Source organism: Oscillibacter sp. MSJ-31 (genome assembly GCF_018918025.1).
Taxonomy (GTDB): Bacteria; Bacillota; Clostridia; order Oscillospirales; family Oscillospiraceae; genus Hominicoprocola.
This window is the reverse complement of the sequence record NZ_JAHLPT010000062.1, coordinates 1-1,334: the sequence shown is the minus strand read 5'-3', so window position 1 is coordinate 1,334 and position 1,334 is coordinate 1. Positions and strand designations below refer to the sequence as shown.

Genomic DNA, 1,334 nt, shown 5'->3' with positions numbered 1-1,334 from the left:
ATCGCTGCTGCGTAGAGCCTTTCTTGAAAATGGAATCCTTTGCTTTCTGCTTTTCGTCCATCTGACGGCAGCGTTCCAGCTTGCCGTAAATGTCCTCCTCGATCTCGCGCGGTGTCATGCTGACGTCGGGATAATATTTTCGCAGGCGGTCGCCACTGAGAATGACTTTGGTATTTTCAGCGCGTTCCTGCTTTCCCTTGAACGGATCGTCCTCCTGCTCCGGCACAGTGCCGGACGGGGCATCTCGATTCACAACGGAAACAGGGACCGCCGTGGTCGGCACCACATGAGCAGGCGGGACCGCCACATCAGGGGACGATGGGATCACGGACGAGGGGGACAGCTCTGTAGCTGCGACCTGCGGGGCGGGATGCACTGCGGCAGGTGAATTTTTCTCCTGCTTGACCGGCAGGGGAACGACTTTGGGCGGATCAAGAATATTTTCCCCTTCAAGAACCTTACGCATGGCGTCCTCTGTCAGCCTGCCCGCTTTCTCCACGCGCTTGAGGTATTCCACACGCTCCGTCGAGAGCCTATAGCCGAGGTCGGAAAGGCGTACCGCCATATCCTGATTTTTGGGCTTCAGGAATGAGAGGGCAGATGCGATGGATAATGCGAGCGTGCCATCGTCCACCTTGCTGCACACATCCTTGGTCGCCTCGGACATACGCAGCATACGGTTGAATTTGCTGACAGTGATACCCATTTCCTTTGCGATAGCTTCATCCGTATTCAGCTTTTCGCCCAGCTCGCCTTTCTTTTTGCGGCCGGCTTTCTGCTTCATGCCCTCCATCTTCATTTTCAGAGCGCGGGAGAGGTCATAAGTGCTGATCTTATCGCGGTGCAGATTGCTGTCCGCGACGAGAATTTTTGCGTCGGCGTCATCAATACGCTGGATGATGGTGGGAATGGGATAGTTCAGCTCTGTGCCGATCAGGTGGCGGCGCTGGCCGGAGAGAATTTCAAGTCCGCCGCCCTCCTTGGGGCGCGCCAGCACGGGGTCCTTGATACCGGTCAATTCCACCGCCTTGTACAACTCTTTGAAGTTGTCGCTGTCCTTATCGACGGAAAAATTGTTGTACTTTGAGCGTTCCAGATAGGCAGGATGCAGCGTGATGAAGTAGCTTTCGCCCTCTTTGGGGATCGGCAGGCCCTTGAGCGCCTTTTCGTCCGGTGGATTCAAGCGTGCATCAAATACCTGTGTGATGGCCGTTCCGGTCGGACCGACGGCGGCGGGACCGGCAGGCATTGCCGCGGGCTTAGCCGGTGCCGCTTTGGTCGAAGCTGCGGGAGCGGACTTCTCGGCTTCCTTGCCCTTATCCATTGCGGCAGGC

General features: G+C 56.9%; 1 protein-coding gene. It reads right to left on the bottom strand.

Annotated features, from left to right (window positions below; all coding sequences use genetic code 11):
• A partial coding sequence (locus KQI17_RS13390; RefSeq protein WP_216496686.1) for a ParB N-terminal domain-containing protein occupies positions 1-1,334 on the bottom strand: 1,334 nt, incomplete at both ends.